The sequence below is a fragment of the Kitasatospora cineracea genome (assembly GCF_003751605.1).
Taxonomy (GTDB): domain Bacteria; phylum Actinomycetota; class Actinomycetes; order Streptomycetales; family Streptomycetaceae; genus Kitasatospora; species Kitasatospora cineracea.
Genome location: NZ_RJVJ01000001.1, coordinates 1,471,289 through 1,485,619, shown reverse-complemented (window position 1 = coordinate 1,485,619; position 14,331 = coordinate 1,471,289). Strand labels below are relative to the sequence as shown.

14 protein-coding genes are annotated in these 14,331 nt (G+C 73.3%); 13 read left to right on the top strand and 1 reads right to left on the bottom strand.

The window, feature by feature from the left end; all coding sequences use genetic code 11:
- Nucleotides 1-27 precede the first annotated feature (27 nt).
- Nucleotides 28-1,044 (bottom strand): helix-turn-helix domain-containing protein, encoded by a 1,017-nt coding sequence (locus tag EDD39_RS41935; RefSeq protein WP_123553992.1) that lies wholly within the window; start codon nucleotides 1,042-1,044, stop codon nucleotides 28-30.
- A 333-nt stretch (nucleotides 1,045-1,377) separates the two neighbouring features.
- On the opposite strand from EDD39_RS41935, the gene EDD39_RS06725 reads away from it, so the two are divergent.
- The 13 genes from EDD39_RS06725 to gyrB all read left to right on the top strand — a co-directional run bounded on the left by EDD39_RS06725 (nucleotide 1,378) and on the right by gyrB (nucleotide 14,314).
- Entirely contained in the window at nucleotides 1,378-1,671 is a 294-nt protein-coding gene (locus EDD39_RS06725; RefSeq protein WP_123817860.1) for an Os1348 family NHLP clan protein, read from the top strand.
- Nucleotides 1,672-1,856: 185 nt separating this feature from the next.
- The gene (locus tag EDD39_RS06720) at nucleotides 1,857-3,227 is read left to right on the top strand and encodes a B12-binding domain-containing radical SAM protein (protein ID WP_162869958.1); all 1,371 of its coding nucleotides are present in this window, start codon (nucleotides 1,857-1,859) and stop codon (nucleotides 3,225-3,227) included.
- Nucleotides 3,220-4,032, top strand: a complete 813-nt coding sequence (locus EDD39_RS06715) for a GNAT family N-acetyltransferase (protein ID WP_148089401.1) — start codon at nucleotides 3,220-3,222, stop codon at nucleotides 4,030-4,032. Before EDD39_RS06720 ends, EDD39_RS06715 begins: the two co-directional genes overlap by 8 nt.
- Nucleotides 4,026-5,261 (top strand): hypothetical protein, encoded by a 1,236-nt coding sequence (locus tag EDD39_RS06710; protein ID WP_123553984.1) that lies wholly within the window; start codon nucleotides 4,026-4,028, stop codon nucleotides 5,259-5,261. The genes EDD39_RS06715 and EDD39_RS06710 overlap by 7 nt, the downstream gene beginning before the upstream one ends.
- A complete protein-coding gene (locus EDD39_RS06705; RefSeq protein WP_123553982.1) occupies nucleotides 5,258-6,568 on the top strand; it encodes a class I adenylate-forming enzyme family protein in 1,311 nt (436 codons plus the stop codon). The genes EDD39_RS06710 and EDD39_RS06705 overlap by 4 nt, the downstream gene beginning before the upstream one ends.
- Entirely contained in the window at nucleotides 6,558-6,854 is a 297-nt protein-coding gene (locus tag EDD39_RS06700; RefSeq protein ID WP_123553980.1) for an acyl carrier protein, read from the top strand. Before EDD39_RS06705 ends, EDD39_RS06700 begins: the two co-directional genes overlap by 11 nt.
- A gap of 75 nt (nucleotides 6,855-6,929) precedes the next feature.
- Nucleotides 6,930-7,646, top strand: a complete 717-nt coding sequence (locus EDD39_RS06695) for a 2OG-Fe(II) oxygenase (RefSeq protein WP_123553978.1) — start codon at nucleotides 6,930-6,932, stop codon at nucleotides 7,644-7,646.
- Complete coding sequence (locus EDD39_RS06690) at nucleotides 7,643-8,338, top strand: 2OG-Fe(II) oxygenase (protein WP_123553976.1); 696 nt, start codon at nucleotides 7,643-7,645, stop codon at nucleotides 8,336-8,338. The genes EDD39_RS06695 and EDD39_RS06690 overlap by 4 nt, the downstream gene beginning before the upstream one ends.
- Nucleotides 8,338-9,651 carry an MFS transporter gene (locus tag EDD39_RS06685; RefSeq protein ID WP_162869957.1) on the top strand — a complete coding sequence of 438 codons (1,314 nt, stop codon included), beginning with the start codon at nucleotides 8,338-8,340 and terminating at the stop codon, nucleotides 9,649-9,651. Before EDD39_RS06690 ends, EDD39_RS06685 begins: the two co-directional genes overlap by 1 nt.
- Complete coding sequence (locus EDD39_RS06680) at nucleotides 9,644-10,639, top strand: radical SAM protein (RefSeq protein ID WP_123553972.1); 996 nt, start codon at nucleotides 9,644-9,646, stop codon at nucleotides 10,637-10,639. Before EDD39_RS06685 ends, EDD39_RS06680 begins: the two co-directional genes overlap by 8 nt.
- Nucleotides 10,640-10,681: 42 nt before the next feature.
- The gene (locus EDD39_RS06675; RefSeq protein WP_123553970.1) at nucleotides 10,682-11,449 is read left to right on the top strand and encodes a class I SAM-dependent methyltransferase; all 768 of its coding nucleotides are present in this window, start codon (nucleotides 10,682-10,684) and stop codon (nucleotides 11,447-11,449) included.
- Nucleotides 11,450-11,535: 86 nt separating this feature from the next.
- On the top strand, nucleotides 11,536-12,048 hold the full coding sequence (locus EDD39_RS06670; protein WP_030457643.1) for a DciA family protein: 513 nt from the start codon (nucleotides 11,536-11,538) through the stop codon (nucleotides 12,046-12,048).
- A gap of 274 nt (nucleotides 12,049-12,322) precedes the next feature.
- Nucleotides 12,323-14,314, top strand: coding sequence for a DNA topoisomerase (ATP-hydrolyzing) subunit B (gyrB, locus tag EDD39_RS06665; protein WP_208765459.1), 1,992 nt, complete (start codon nucleotides 12,323-12,325; stop codon nucleotides 14,312-14,314).
- Nucleotides 14,315-14,331 lie beyond the last annotated feature (17 nt).

Here is a 14,331-nt window from a genome sequence, read left to right as displayed (position 1 = left end):
CACGGGGGCCTGACGGGGCCGGGCGGGTCAGCGGGCGACGGGCCAGGAGTCGTGGGCCCGGACCGCGTCCCCCAGTTCGTTCGAGAGCCGGTTCCAGGCCCTGGAGTAGTGGCTCGCCACCTCGGCCAGCGCCTTGGCGCAGTGCGGCGGCACGGCTCCGAACAGCTGCTCGGCGGCGTCCAGCCCGCGGGCCTGGCTGCTGAGCCAGCGCAGCAGCGCGCGTCCGCTGTCCGTGAAGCGGATCGAGGGGTCGTGGGCGAGGACCTCCAGGGCCTTCAGGCACAGGTCGTCGTCCTTCGGGAAGGGCTCGGCCGCGCTCCTCTCCGGCTCGTCCGCGGCGGGCCGGGCGGCGAGGACCATCCGGCGGACGGTCCGGGGCCCCGACTGCGGGGGGATGCCCGGGTACCGCCCGGACCGTTCCGCGGTGGCGCGGTGGGCGGCGTCGGACCGCAGCTCCTGCCGCAGGCGGTGGACGGTGCTGATCGAGATGCCGGTCTCCTCGGCCACCGCCCGCAGGGTCACCCCGGGGCGTTCCACCAGCAGGCAGCGCGCCCGCTCCCGCCGGGCCCGGATGTCCACCGGCCGGAGCCGGCCGTCCTTGCCCAGTCGGGCGGCGAGCGGATTCGACTGAGGAGTCTCCCCGGTCGAAAGCCTCCGCCGGGCCGCGCCGACGGTCTTCGGCGAGACGCCCGCGACCGCGGCGACGGCCCGGTCGGACCAGTGCGGGTGGGTGGCCAGGATGCGGTTGACCGCCGTCCTGCGGTCCGCGGGCGTCAGCGGCAGCCCGTGGCGGGCGTTGACCTGGACGGAGCGGACGAAGAGGTCGGCGGGCGACCCCTCGACGTACTGCACCGCGATGTGCTGCTCCCCGCGCAGGACGGTGGCCCGGAGCCGGTGCATGCCGTCGACCACCCGCTGCTCGTCCCGGCGCACCAGGATCGGCGGGAAGTCGGTGTCGCTCTCCGCCATCGCCCGTGCGTGGGTCTCGTCCACTCCGGCCAGCCGGGGCGAGTCCGCGGGGAGCAGTGCTTTGACCGGCACCATTCGGACCGACTGTCCAGCGTCCCCGAACGACCGCCCGTGTTCCCTCGCCATGCTTTTCACAGCTCCCCCCGATGCCATGCTGCTGTCACGCCTATCAACATGATGCCGACCTCGGCTGTCAAGCACCCGTCAAGTTCGTACCGATTTGCAACGGCCGCGCGGTGCGTCGGGCCGTGCGGCCGGGGGTCGGAAGGAAAATCTTCGCAAAGGATTCCGGGGCGGGCGGGAATTTTCACCACACGAGGTTCACCTGCCGCGGAAATCGACGTTGACTTTCCCTCGAGTCCTCCTAGGCTTCCAATCTCCTTACCCAAACCAAAGGAGGTGTTCCAGGTGGCTGAGACCATTCAGCTCACGCGGGGCCAGGTCGAGTCCGCGATGCGTGCGGCCATGACCATGGACGCGATCGTCGGGCGTCTCACCTACGACGAGGAATTCGCCAAGGACCTCTCTTCGGACCCGCGCGGGACCATGGAGAAGGCCGGCCTGTCCTTCGACAAGGAGGGCATGGACAGCCTGATGACCATGGACTCCAAGCGGTTCGACAGTGCGGCCGAGGCGCTGTTCAACCTCGTCGACTCCGAGTTCCTCTACAAGGTCGCGGGCCCGTCCTGCGACCCGCTGTAAGCGGATAGGGCGATCAATCCGGTGCCACCGGCCGCCGGTCGGCACCAGCCGTATGTCCGGGTGATTCCCTGAAAAGGGGTCGCCGACGTCGTGGCCCGGCGACGAATGTTGCCGGGCCATGACCAGTGTTCCCGTGAAGGAATGCCATGACCGCCGTTCTGCTCGTGAATCTCGCCAGTATTCCCATGCCCGGAAACGAGCCGATTTTCCCGATCGGCCTCCGGTGCATCCAGGACGCACTGGACCGGGAGAACCACCGGACCCGCCTGGTCGACTTCGTCGAGGACCCGGGCGCCTTCACCGACCTGTCCTGGATCGCCGAGCCGTGGGACGTGATCGGGTTCACGATCAGGAACATCGACCCGGTCGACCTGAACTGCGACAGCCACGTGCCGCACTACGAGGCCTTCATGGACCGCGTCCGCGCGGCCCTGGGGGACCGCCGGCCGCTCCTGGTGGGCGGCGGGCCCGGCTACAGCCTGTTCGGCCAGGAACTCATCGAGCGGCTCGGCTTCGACGTGGGCGTGGTCGGTCCGGGCGAGCAGCCGATGATCGACGTCGTGGCCGATCCCGAGCGGTACCGGGGGCTGGGGCAGAACCTCCCGGGCGACCGCTACCCGGGATTCACGGCCAACGTCCTGGACCACCCGGCGTCCCTGCTGGCGGCCTACGCCTCCCGGGGCGGGTCCATCGGCGTGGAGACCAAGCGGAAGACCTGCTACCAGGGCTGCGTCTACTGCCCGTACGCCTACATCAGCGGCGAGAACGCGGGGGACCTGAAGCCGACCGAGGCCATCGTCGAGGAGCTGCGCACCGCCTACGCGAGCGGGATCCGCGACGTGTTCTTCACCGACGGCATCTTCAACAGCGAGCTGTCCTACGCCAAGCAGGTGGTGCGCGCCGTGACCGCCGCCGACCTGCCGGGGCTGACCTGGACGGCGTACTTCACCCCGAAGCCCTTCGACGACGAGTTCGCCGAACTCCTGGCCGCCAGCAATGTCGGGCCGGTGATGATCTCGCCGGACAGCCTGGACGACCCCGTGATGCGGCTGCTGGGCAAGAGCTTCGACACCCGGCACGTGACCAGGTTCATCGACCGCTGCCGGCGCCACGACCTCAGGTTCACGGTCAGCGTGGTGTTCGGCGGACCGGGGGAGGACCGGGAGAGCGTCCGCACCACGGCGCGGTACATCAACGAGAACCTGGCGGCCGGGGAGCTGATCCTGAACGTCGGGTACCGGGTCCTGCCGGAGACCGCGCTGGCCCGGCAGCTCGGCCTGGAGAAGTCCGAGATCCTCGACCCGACGTTCCACCCGCTGGACCCGGACCTGTTCTCGTGGATCATCGGCGACCTCGACAGCCGCTTCCTGGCGACCCGCCCGATGCTCAACCTGATCGCCGGCCGCAACTCCAGCCGGAAGATGCAGAAGGTCGCGGTCGGCGCCCCCGCCGGTGCGCCCTCCGGCGAGGGCCGGGAGTACGTCGCACTGCGGCGGCGCCTGCTGCCGGTCGCCGAGGTCCGGGGCGGAGGGGCGGGGCGCTGTGCGGGTGAGTGACGTCCGGCCGCGACGGCTGGTGGCCGCGGACGCCCCGGCCGTGCACGCGCTCACCGGCGGGTTCGGACTGACCCCGGAACTGCTGCGCCGGGAACTGGCCGCCGACGGGGACTTCCGCTGGGCCGGGCTGGACGACCCCGCCGGCCGGCTGTGCGCCGTCCACCGGAGCCTGCGGTGGGGGCCGTACCTCTTCCTGAAGGGCGTCTACGTCCGCGAGGACGTGCGCGGCTCGGGAGCCGCGGTGCAGCTGGCGTTCGCGCTGCGGGACGCCGCCCGGGCGGAGGGCCTGCCCGGCGTCGCCGCCTGGTTCGAACCCGGGATGCCCGAATCGGCGATCGCCGAACTCCTGGGGCTGCGCCGGCAGGCGCCGATGGTGCACCGCTTCGCCCTCCCGCTGGCCCCCTCCGGCGGCCCCGCGCCGACCGCGGGCGCCGCCGCCCCGCCGCCGCTCCGCGGTGAACTCGAGCTGCCCCGGGAGTGCGCCGCCGACCGGTCGGCGGCCGTCGACCTGTTCGGAGCGCCCGCGGACGGACCGCTGCGCGTCCACTGGGTGCTGGACGGGCGCCGACTGGTGGCGAGCGCCGGCTTCGGGGCGGACCGGGACGGGCTCGCCGCGCTGCTCGCCGCCTTCGGGCCGCTCGCCGCGGCCCACGGGGCCGACACGCTGGAGTTCCCGGTGCGGGCGTCCGACATCATCGGTGTCCTGCAGCTCATGCACGGCAGGGCGGAGCGCCGCAACCGGGTGCCGGTCTGCCTCGGGGCGCTGTCCTTCGCGCAGCGGGAGCCCGGGAGCCCGCCGTGCTGACCGACCCGGACCCGTACGAGGTCCGCCGGCTCTGCCGTGCGGACGACCCGGCCGGGGCGCTGGACCTGCTGGCGCGCACCGGGTTCGACGCGGCGGCGCTGCGCCGCCTGCTGACCGGGCGGGCACCCGGTCCGGGCCCGGTGCCCGGGACCCGCGAGGTGCTGCTGCGCGACGAGAACGGCCGGACCACCGAGATGGCGGTCCACACCCCGGCGGGGGCGGTCGGCGGCCGGACCGGCGCGCTGGTCCTCCTGCACGGGGTCGGCGGCAGCGGACCGCGGATGCTGAGCCGGTTCCGCGACCTCGCCGAACGGCTGGACGTCTCCGTGCTCTGCCCCACCGCCCAGCCCGTGCACGAGCGGTCCAACCGCCTCGACCTGGCCGGGCTGTTCGGCAACGCGTTCGACGCGCCGTGCTGGAACCTGAGCGGCGCCGACTTCCCGCTCGCCGCGCTGCGCTGGGCGCGGACCGAACTGGACGCCGACCCCGACCGGTGCCTGATCGCGGGGCACTCGATGGGCGCGCTGGCCACCTGGAACCTCGCCATGCGCTTCGGGGACCGCTTCTGCGCCGCCGTGCCGGTCAACGGGGCGCTGTCGATGTGGGAGCTGTTCGGCACCGACCGCAGGAAGCGGGCGCTGCTCCCGAACCTGCTGCCGCTGCCGGTGTTCGTCCTGCACGGCGACGCCGACCGGCAGATCGCGCCCCGGTTCGACCGCGAGTCCGTCGCCGCCCTGCGCGGCCTCGGGCACCCGGAACTTCGGCACGCCGAGATCCGGGGCGGCGGCCACACCCTGGAGTCGCTCGACCTGACCGGCCGGAACGCCCCGCTCCGCAGCGAGCTGGCCGACTGGCTCTCCGCCCGGCGGCGCGGCCGCGTCCCGGCCGCCGTCCGCCACCGGGCGCTGGACGGCTCCCACGGCCGGGCCCACTGGATCGCGGTCGACCGGATCGCCCCGCAGGCCGTGGCGGAGGTCCGGGCCGAGCGCCGGTCCGCGACCGCGATCGACGTCGCGGTCACCGGCGCCCGGGAGGTGCGGCTGCACCTGCGCGGCGACCTCTTCGCACCCGGTCGACTCGACGTGGCGGTCAACGGCGTCCGGCACGCGGTCGCGTTCCGCCCGGACCCGGACCGGTTGCTGCACTCCTACCGGGAGACGGCCGACCCCGCCCTGCTCGACGAACAGGTCGTCGTGCTGCCGGTGCCCGACGACCGGGAGGAATCGTGACGGACGACCGCGGCGCCCTGGCCGCACTCGTGCTCTCCGCCGGCTCGCGGGTCGACGGCCGTCCGGTCGGCGGGGCGGACGGCCTCGTCGACCGGGCCCGCGCGGCCCTCGACGGCGCCGGGGTCCGGCCCGGCGACGTGGTGCTGCTGACCGACCTGGAGCCCGGCGCCCTGGTGGCCGCCACCGTGGCGGCCTGGCAGCTCGACGCCGTCCCGCTGGTGGCGCCGAACGACCGGAACCTGCCCGCCGGCCTGCGGGGGACCTGCCGGCTGCGGCACGGGCTGGAAGCCGTCCCGGCCACCGGGGCCCGGACCGCTCCGGGCCTGGAGCGGACGGCCGTGCTGATGCCGACCTCGGGCAGCACCGGCACCCCCAAGCCGGCCCGCCGGGGGGTGGCCGGCGTCCTGGTCGAGGCCGCCGGCTACCAGGGGTACCTGGGGCTGACCGCGGCCGACCTGGTCGCGGTGCCGGTCCCGCTCACCCACTCCTACGGCTGGGGCGTGGCCATGAGCGCCCTGCTGGCCGGCTGCGACCTCGACACCACGCCGCCCACCCGGCCGATGGCCCTGGCCGGCCTGCTGGACACCGGGACGGTCGCCGTGGTGGCGCTCACGGCGGGCATCGCCCGGCTCCTGGTGGACACCCGGCGCACCGGCGAGGGGCGGGTGCGCGCCGCCCTGGCGGGAGCCGGCCCGGTGCCCGACGCACTGGACGCCGCCTTCCGCGGGCGCTTCGGCCGCCCGCTGGAACGCGGCTACGGCTCCACCGAGACGGGCGGCGTGTTCCTGGGGCCGCGGGGCATCGGGCGGCCGATCGACGGCATCACGGTCAGCTCGCCGCCGGCCGGGGAGCGCGGCGAGCTGGTCCTCGCCACCCGGGTCCCGGTCGAGGGGCTGCTGGGCAGCGAGCCGACCCGCCTGTGGCGCACCGGGGACCTCGTCGAGCGCGACGCGGACGGAATCTTCCACCACGTCCGCCGGCTCGGTTCGGCACTGCGGGTGAACGGCCGCTGGGTGGATCCGGACGAGGTCACCCGGGGGCTGGGCGCGCTCCCCGGGGTCACCGAGGTGCACCTGCTGGTGCTGGGCCGCGAGCGGACCCCCGGGATCGAGGACCTCCACGCGGTCGTCGAGACCTCGGCCGCCGTGCCCGCCGCCGCGGTGGAGGACCGGCTGTCCGCCCTGCCCGCGGGCGTGCCGCGCCCGCGGGTCCTGCTGTGCCCGTCCGTCCCGCGCAACGTCGTCGGAAAGCTCGACCGGGACGCGCTGATCGCCCTGGTCCGACAGGAGGAACACCGTGCGAAGTGACGACTTCGGCGCGCTGGTCGCCGAGCAGCTCGCCGCGATGCTGGACGAGCTCGGCGGCCCCGCCCTCTCCCCCGCGGAGATCCTGGGCGACGAACGCACCCGCAACCGGGACCTGACCGAACTCGGTCTGGGCTCCCTGGACTGGATGCGGCTGGCCGTCCGGATCGGGAACGAGACCGGGCTCGAACTGCCGCAGTCCGCCCTGGTCGACCAGGGCTCCCGCACGGTGGCGGGATGGGCCCGGGCCCTCGCCGCCGTCGCGGAACCCGGGGCGCCGGCCCGCTAGGCCGGCCGAACAGCCCGCGCGCGGCCCCGGCCGCGCGCATTCCGGTGGAACGACTACGGAGGAGGACCCACCACCATGCAGGTCACGCAGCGAGGCGGACGGTTCGTCGTCGTCGACGACTTCCTGGACGCCGCGACCCTGGCGGAACTACGGCGGCTCATGGAGCGCTCGACCTTCTCGGAGGTGGACAGCGTCCTCTACCCCGAGACGGACGGGAAGGCGTTCAGGTCGCGGGGGACGTACGTCAAGGGCGGCGGACAGGGCGAGGACGGCGCGCCGGGCCGGTCCAGGGCGTTCGAGCGGATCCTCCAGCAGGTGGTGGCGGAGCCCGGCATCTTCGGCACCGCCGGACAGGACTGGGACCGGGCCGGGTTCACCTTCTGGCGCTACCCGGCGGGGAGCCGGCTGAGCTGGCACAACGACGCCGGCGGCGGCCGCACCGGGGAGTTCATCGTCTTCCTGCACGAGGAGTGGCGCGCCTCCTGGGGCGGCGAGTTGATGATCCTGGACGAGGAGCCCGTGACCTCCGTCCGGGACGGGGACTTCCTCGCCCAGATGGAGCTCCAGGTGCGGGAGTCGGCGTCCAGCCCGGTGGCGATCGTGCCCCGGCCCAACCGGCTGGTGCTGGTGAAGGCCGGGACGGTGCACCAGATCAACCGGGTGGACCCCACCGCGGCCGCCCCCCGCCGCACCCTCACCGGCTTCATCTCCAAGCAGACCGCGGAGTCGGGCGCGCAGGCCCGCGACGCGCTGCTGCGGCTGGTGGACCGCTCCGCCAGGGAGGGGCAGTGACCGTGCGGGCCACCCTGCGGGGACGGCGCTTCGCCGTCCTCGACGACTTCCTCGACGGCGCGGCGCTGGAGGAGGTCCGCCGCACGATGGCCGCCAGCGCCTTCTCGGCCGCCGAGAGCCCCCTGCTCACCGGGCAGGACGGTGCCCTGCGCTCGCGGGGCACCGTGGTCCGCGGCGCCGCGGCCGACCTCGGTGCCGCGGGGGACCCGGCGGCCTACGGCCTGGTCAGGTCCGCCGTCGCCGCCGAGCCGGAGCTGTTCGGCCGGCCGGGCGAGGACTGGGACCGGGTCGGCTTCACCTTCTGGAACTACCCGGTCGGGTCCGGGCTCGCCTGGCACGGCGACGCGGGCGGCGGCCGCCGGGGCTCCTACGTGCTGTTCCTGCACGAGGAGTGGCGTGCCTCCTGGGGCGGCGAACTGATGGTCCTGGACGAGGAGGAGGCCGACACCGGCACGGTGGAGCTCCAGGTGCGGGAGTCGGGGTCCAGCCCGGTGGCGATCGTGCCCCGGCCCAACCGGCTGGTGCTGCTCAGGGCCGGGACCCCGCACCGGATCAACCGGGTGGACCCCACCGCGGCGCTGGTCCGGTGCAGCCTCACCGGCTTCGCCATGAAGCGCCCGGACGGGGCGGGCGCGGACGCCCGGGACCGGTTCCGGGAACTCGTCGGTGCGCTGAAGGGGGCCTCCGAGTAGTGGCGACCGACACCGGGGACCCGCCGCGGCGGCTGGTCCGGATCCTGCACGCGGCGACCTGGCGCGAGGAGGTGCGCAGCCCGGTCGAGCGGCGGCTGGCGGTGGCCCTCACCACCCTGTACGCGGCCACCGGCCTCTCGTACTCCGCGCTGGCCGTCTACATGCTCCGGCAGGAGCACCTGAGCCCGGCCGTCTACGGCGTCGGCGCCAGCGTGGCGGGGGTGCTCGGGCTGCTGGTCGGGCCGGCGATCGGGGCCCTGAGCGACCGCGTCGATGGGTTCGTCCTCTACGCGGTCCTGATGGGCGTGATGGCCGGGGCGACGTTCTGCCTGACCGCGGCGGGGCCGTGGGCCGCCCTCGGGCTGCTCAGCGTCCTGGTGATGTGCGCGCGCGGCAGTTCCGCGGTGCTGGGCGCGCTGATCGGCCGGGCGGTGGACCGGGACCGCCGGGTGCGCTTCCGGGCCACCGTGCGCGCCATGAGCAACGTCGCCATGGTGGTCGGTCTGGCGCTCGGTGCCGCCGTGCTGGCCGTCGGCACCCGGACGGCCTTCCGGGCGTCGTTCACGGCCGAGGCGCTGGCCCTGTCCGTGACCGGTCTCCTGGTGTGGCGGGCCCGTGGCGGGGCGGTGGCGGCCGCTCCCGAAGCCCCTGCCGCTGCCCCGGCTCCGGCACCGGTCCCGGCCGACGCCGAGCAGCCGTCCGGCACCTTGCGGGACGGCCGGGTGACGGTGCTGCTGCTGCTCAACTGCCTGTTCTGCCTGGCCGAGCCGATGCTGGCGATCGCGGTCCCGCTCTGGGTCGGGGCCCGGCTGCGGGTGCCGATGTGGGGCGTGTCGGTGGTGCTGGTGGTGAACACCGTGGTGATGGTGCTGCTGCAGGTGCCGGCGGCGCGCCGGGTCACGGACACCTCGCGGGCGGCCCGGTCGGTGCGGGCCGCGGCCCTGCTGTTCGCGGTGGCCGCGCTGATGTTCCCGGCCTCGGCCCAGCTCTCGCGGCACCTCGGCGCGGCCGCGGCGCTCTGCGCCCTGGTGCTCTTCGCGCTGGTCCGGGCCGGCGGGGACGTCCTCTACTCCGTCGGTTCGACGAGCCTGTCGTACGAACTCGTCCCGGAGCGGTCGTACGGGAAGTCCATGGGGATTCTCGGAATGGGCGTCGACATCGCGGGCCTGTCGGCCCCGGCGCTCTTCGGGTGGTTCGTGAACGGCGGTGGGGCGCTGGGCTGGTACGTGCTGGCCGTGCTCTTCGTGCTGGGCGCGCTGCCCGTGCGGTGGATACAGAACCGAATCGGTGAAAGGTCGTGGGGAAATGCTTGACGAACGGGATGTCGCCGAACTCCTGCTGCTCCGCGGGGCGGAGCGGGAGGAACTGTTCCGTCAGGCCAGGGCGGCCCGGTCGGCGGTCTTCGGCGACGAGGTGGTGGTCCGGGGCGTCACGGAGATCACCAACCAGTGCCGGGTGAACTGCGTCTTCTGCCCGATGCGGCGGGACAACACCAGGAAGAACAGCGACTTCCGCACGGAGTCCTCCCAGCTGATCGACGTCGCCGCCTCCGTGAAGGCCAGCGGGATCAACGTGATGTTCTTCCAGGGCGGCGAGATACCGCAGACCACGCGGGTGGTGGGGGAGGCGCTCCCCGGGATCCTCGACCTCTACGACGGTGAGGTGGAGATCCTGCTGAACCTGGGGAACAAGCGCCGCAGCGAGTACGAGTACCTGCGCGAGCAGGGGGCGACGAGCTACATCCTGAAGTTCGAGACCAGTGACCCGCGGCTGGCCGAGGAGGTCCGGCAGGAGAGCCTGGACTCGCGGCTGAAGTGCCTCCAGGACCTGCTCGACCTCGGGTACCGGGTCGGTACCGGGTCGATCATCGGCCTGCCCGGGCAGCAGGTCGCCGACGTGGCGCGGGACCTGGTCTTCGCCCGCGACCTCGGCGTGCACATGTGCAGCGTGGCGCCGTTCATCCCGGCCCCGGACACCCCGCTGGCGGACCACCCGGCCGGGGACGTGGAGCTGGCGCTGAACGCCATCGCCGTCTCCCGCCTGCTGGCACCCGACTGGCTGGTCCCCGCGGTGAGCGCGCTGTCGAAGATCGCCGGCGAGGGCCAGTACCGCGGACTGATGGCGGGGGCCAACGTCATCACCGTCAACTTCACCCCGGACGAGCAGCGCGACCGCTACCTGATCTACGGGCGCGACCGCTTCGTGGTGAAGCGCGACTACGCCTCCGGGGTGATCGCCCGCACCGGCCTGCGGCCGCGGGGCTCCGTCTTCCTCGAACCGAGCCTGGTGGAAACCCCCTGACCCCCGAAACGTCCCGCGGTGCCACCCGAGATTGGTTCTGACATGCGCCCTGTTTCCCGATACGTCCGCACCGTGGACGACGTGCTGGACCTCCTGGACGGACTGTTCCCCGTCACGGCCGACCGGTGGACCCCGGCGGGCGGGGCCGATTTCTGGGACCAGTACTACGCCGACCGGGACCGCCCGGTGCCGTTCTTCGTCAACAAGCCGGACGAGCACCTGGCGCAGTACGTGGAGTCGGGTCTGCTCGCGCCCGGACGCGTCCTCGACCTCGGCTGCGGGCCCGGCCGGAACGCGGTCTTCCTGGCGTCCCGGGGCTTCCGGGTGGACGCCGTCGACCTCTCCCCCGACGCGATCGCCTGGACCGGCGACCGGGCCCGCGAGGCGGCGGCCGAGGTCGGCCTGCACTGCGGCGACGCGTTCCGGCTGACCCGGGACGAACTGGCCGGCCCCTACGACCTGGTGGTCGACTCCGGTTTCTTCCACCACCTGCCGCCGCACCGCCGGATCAGCTACCTCCGGATGCTGGACCGGGTGCTCGCGGTCGGCGGCCACCTGGTGCTCGCCGCCTTCGCGGCCTGGGCGCCGGGCTCCGGATCGCCCGTCCCGGACGCCAAGCTGTACCGGGAGGGCAAGCTGTACGGCGGCCTGGCCTACACGCCCCAGGACCTGCGCTGGATCTTCGGGGGCCTCACCGAGGTCGAGGTGCGCGCGCTGCGCGAGCAGCCGGCCGACTCCCCCTACTACGGTCCCCCGTTCCTGCTGGGCGGTCTGTTCCGGCGCGAGGAGGGCCCGCTCCTGGAGCTGTGAGTCCCGCGCCCCTCCGGTCCTCCGGAGGGGCGTACCCGTACCCTGGACGACTCACCGTCGTCCACCGGTAGGGAGGGGAGCGCGCCGTGTCCGAGGAGCCGGGGCTTTCGGGCGTGGACCTGGCCCGGGTCGCGCTGCGCGCGGCCAAGGAGCAGGCCAGGCAGCGCGGCGAGCAGGTCCGCGAGCGGCGGGAGGCCAAGCGGACCGGGCTGCGCAGCGGCGCCCGGGCGGACGGCCGGGACCCGGTGCCGCTGGGGGCCGCGCTGAACCGGCTGATCACCGAGCGGGGCTGGGAGGCGCCGGCCGCGGTCGGCGGGGTGATGGGCCGCTGGTCGCAGATCGTCGGTCCGGACATCTCCGCGCACTGCGAGCCCAAGTCGTACACGGAGGCCGACGCGGTGCTCACCGTGCAGTGCGACTCCACCGCGTGGGCGACTCAACTCCGGCTGCTGGCGCGACAGTTGGTGGCCCGGCTGAACCACGAGCTGGGGCACGGGACGGTCCGGGTGATCAAGGTGCTGGGGCCGGACGCCCCGGTGCGCGGCTACGGGCGGCTGCGGGCCCCCGGGAGCAAGGGGCCGGGCGACACCTGGGGCTGAGCCCGGTGGACCGGACCGCGATCTTCCGGAATCGCTGGCAGCCCTACCAGGCGCTCTGAGCCCCCCTTGCGAGTATCGGGACATGTCCCGAGGGGATTCAGGGCGGCACATCTGCCCTCAGGGGCTGCCAAACGCCCCTCTCTGTCGGTCGTACCGGTAGACTGAAGCGCAAACACCGTTGCTACTGAGCAACAGAGTCGAAACGCCGTGGTCGCACACCTGCCCGGGCAAGCGGGGAGGGGCGCGGCCCGCGCTGTGCCAGAGAGGGCGCTTCGTGGCCGATTCCGGCAACCCCAGCCAGACCCCAGACCCGTCCGACCGGAAGGCCTACGACGCCAGCGCGATCCAGGTGCTGGAGGGGCTCGACGCAGTCCGCAAGCGCCCGGGCATGTACATCGGCTCGACCGGTGAGCGCGGCCTGCACCACCTCGTGTACGAGATCGTCGACAACTCGGTCGACGAGGCGCTCGCGGGCCACGCCGACACCATCGGCGTCACGATCCTGGCCGACGGCGGCGTCCGGGTGGTGGACAACGGCCGCGGCATCCCGGTCGGCATCATGCCGGGCCAGGACCGGCCCGCGGTCGAGGTCGTGCTGACCGTGCTGCACGCGGGCGGCAAGTTCGGCGGCGGCGGCTACGCGGTCTCCGGCGGCCTGCACGGCGTGGGCCTCTCCGTGGTGAACGCGCTCTCCACCCGGCTCACGGTGGACATCCGCGCCGACGGAGCCCGCTGGACGCAGGAGTACAAGGCCGGTGCTCCGACCGCCCCGCTGGCCCGGCACGAGGAGACGGACGACACCGGAACGGTGATCACCTTCTGGGCCGACCCGGACATCTTCGAGACCACCGTCTACTCGTTCGAGACGCTCTCCCGGCGCTTCCAGGAGATGGCCTTCCTCAACAAGGGCCTGACCATCTCGCTGACCGACGAGCGCCCCGAGCACCTGGACGAGGAGGGCAAGCCGCTCTCCGTCACCTACCGGTACGACGGCGGCATCGCGGACTTCGTGGCCCACCTCAACTCCCGCAAGGGCGAGCCGGTCCACCCCTCGGTGATCGACTTCGAGGCCGAGGACAAGGACAAGACGATCTCCGCCGAGATCGCCATGCAGTGGAGCTCGTCCTACACCGAGGGCGTGTACTCGTTCGCCAACACCATCCACACCCACGGCGGCGGCACCCACGAGGAGGGCTTCCGGGCCGCGCTCACCGGTCTGATGAACCGGTACGCGCGCGACAAGAAGCTGCTCCGCGAGAAGGACGACAACCTCTCCGGCGAGGACATCCGCGAGGGCCTGACCGCGATCATCTCGGTCAAGCTCGGCGAGCCGCAGTTCGAGGGCCAGACCAAGGACAAGCTCGGCAACACCGAGGCCAAGACCTTCGTCCAGAAGGTGGTCAACGAGCACCTGGCCGACTGGCTGGACCGCAACCCCAACGAGGCCACGGACATCGTCCGCAAGTCCATCCAGGCCGCCAGCGCCCGGGTCGCCGCCCGCAAGGCCCGCGACCTGACCCGGCGCAAGGGCCTGCTGGAGTCCGCCTCGCTGCCCGGCAAGCTCTCGGACTGCCAGTCCAAGGACCCGGCCGAGTGCGAGATCTTCATCGTCGAGGGCGACTCGGCCGGCGGCTCCGCCAAGCAGGGCCGCGACCCGCGCACCCAGGCGATCCTCCCGATCCGCGGCAAGATCCTGAACGTCGAGAAGGCCCGGATCGACAAGGTGCTGCAGAACACCGAGGTCCAGGCGCTGATCTCGGCCTTCGGCTGCGGCATCCAGGAGGACTACGACGCCGAGAAGCTGCGGTACCACAAGATCGTGCTGATGGCCGACGCCGACGTCGACGGACAGCACATCCGCACCCTGCTGCTGACCCTGCTGTTCCGCTTCATGCGCCCGCTGGTCGAGGCCGGGTACGTCTACCTGGCGATGCCCCCGCTGTACAAGATCAAGTGGGGCCGGGACGAGTTCGAGTACGCCTACTCCGACCGCGAGCGCGACGCGCTGATCGCCGCCGGGGTCGAGGGCGGCCGCCGGCTCCCCAAGGACGACGCGATCCAGCGCTTCAAGGGCCTCGGCGAGATGAACGCCGAGGAGCTGCGCGTCACCACCATGGACGCCGCGCACCGCCTGCTGCTCCAGGTCACCCTGGAGGACGCCGCCCGCGCCGACGACCTGTTCTCCGTCCTGATGGGCGAGGACGTCGAGGCCCGCCGCTCCTTCATCCAGCGCAACGCGAAGGACGTCCGCTTCCTGGACGTCTGACGTCCCGTCAAGGATCG